The organism is Bartonella sp. SD1336NMGDW (assembly GCF_042193565.1).
In the GTDB taxonomy this organism is placed as follows: Bacteria; Pseudomonadota; Alphaproteobacteria; order Rhizobiales; family Rhizobiaceae; genus Bartonella; species Bartonella grahamii.
Genome location: NZ_JBHILW010000062.1, coordinates 1 through 1,736 on the forward strand (window position 1 = coordinate 1; position 1,736 = coordinate 1,736).

3 protein-coding genes are annotated in these 1,736 nt (G+C 34.6%); 2 read left to right on the top strand and 1 reads right to left on the bottom strand.

The features are described 5' to 3' along the window. Window positions 1-118: 118 nt before the first annotated feature. Complete coding sequence (locus ACFIKH_RS09050) at window positions 119-319, top strand: helix-turn-helix transcriptional regulator (protein ID WP_375642557.1); 201 nt, start codon at window positions 119-121, stop codon at window positions 317-319. Window positions 320-465: 146 nt separating this feature from the next. After that, window positions 466-843, top strand: coding sequence for an ABC transporter transmembrane domain-containing protein (locus ACFIKH_RS09055; protein WP_375671525.1), 378 nt, complete (start codon window positions 466-468; stop codon window positions 841-843). A gap of 375 nt (window positions 844-1,218) precedes the next feature. On the opposite strand, the gene ACFIKH_RS09060 is transcribed toward ACFIKH_RS09055, so the two are convergent. Next, on the bottom strand, window positions 1,219-1,503 hold the full coding sequence (locus ACFIKH_RS09060) for a hypothetical protein (RefSeq protein WP_375671526.1): 285 nt from the start codon (window positions 1,501-1,503) through the stop codon (window positions 1,219-1,221). Between the last annotated feature and the right edge of the window lie 233 nt (window positions 1,504-1,736).

Below are 1,736 nucleotides of genomic sequence, written 5' to 3' on the forward strand. Positions count from 1 at the left end.
CAGAAAAACTATGATAAAATATTGTTTTCTATAAATAAAATACCTTCAAAAATGAACAAAAATATGGTTAATAAATGGTTATGATTTGTTACCATTTTTTGATAGAAAGGATTTTAGTATGATAGAAAATGATATTCTTTTGACAGACCGTGAAAGTGCCAAATTGCTTCATATGAGTGTCTCAACATTCCGCCGTCATGTTACCAATGGATCTCTCCCAAAACCCCTAAAATTGGGTTTTTTATCGCGTTGGTTACAATCAGATCTTTTGAATGTCATCGAGCAAGCAAAACAGCAACGTCAAAGTGACGCGGCATAAAAAAAAGCCTTGTCACGTAAGGACGGACAAGGCTTTCTCAAACTCATCACCCTAGAGAGTGCACAATCTGTCCTGTGACGCAACGTTATAGGATTTAAAATGATGTGTTCTTTTAAGAATGCGCAGGGTATTACACGGTGCTGTGCATGGTGTTTGGCATGGGCGTTATGGAACAGCCCGTTGCCCTGCTCATGATCAGTTGCGCTGCTGTCGTTTTGCGCTTACTTGGCTTGGTGAATCCTTTTATTTTTCAAGCGATTATCGACCGTATTCTCCCTTTTCAGCGTATTGAAAGTCTCTATGCTATCGTTGTCTTGATGGTTGCTATCATGCTGTTTAGCACAGCTCTTAGCACTCTATCTGGCTACTTAGGAGCTTATTTAGCCAATCGGCTTACGCTAGAATTTGGACGGCGCATTTACACCCATCTTTTAAGTCTCTCTTTGTCCACTTTACGCACTTGGCAAGTGGGAGAACTGTTTTCACGTATTGGAAAGAGAGAAAAATATAATGAATATGAATAACAATTTTATACTTTTGCACTTTTATAAATCAATATAATTAATAATATAATGAATAGCACAAGATAATATAACGACTAAAATCATTATTAATAGTGATTTCTTTATAGATGCTTCCCAACTATAGCTTTTAAATCTAAGTAACAAAGTACATGCAAAAAAACCCATAAAAAAACCTATAAATTCTGGAAGAAATAATTTTGCAGTTTTATAAATAATCTCCATAATGAAGATGCTCCCTAAAATATGATTGTCATAAATATTATGATATCCCTGAAATCAGTTGTGTCATAGTTTTTAAATTATGTTCACAATATCATTGATCTCAGGAATATATTGCTCGCTATTTTCTAATAAATTAGAAAAAGTATTTTTACTTTATCGATGATAGCAATCATCTACCTTATGTCCCAAGGCCGTAAGACCTTCGTATAATGCACCTCCGAATGCTCCAGCTCCAGCGCCTGGACCTATGGCTACGCCACTTAATAATCCTGCACCAGCTCCAAAAAGTGTATTCACACCCACTTCATAGACATAACCACCCACACCACAACTGTCAGAATGAAACCAACTTGATGAATGTGAACTGCTGTGTGAATGTGAACTGCTGTGTGAATGTGAACTGCTGTGTGAATCATGTGACGAGCTTGAACTAGCCATTTTTAGTCTCCTTTTAATTATTAAAAATAACTGTATCACAACGATACAGCGGAAAATTCATTATTGTTCATTTTAGCAAATGTCAAATATAATTTGTATAAATAACAATAAAATACTGTATAAACAATAAATACATTATGTTTATATTATATTCACACAAAATGTATATTTTGTATAAATATAATACTATTTACAATACTGTTTAAATATGCGACATCCATCGCTCTTTCTCT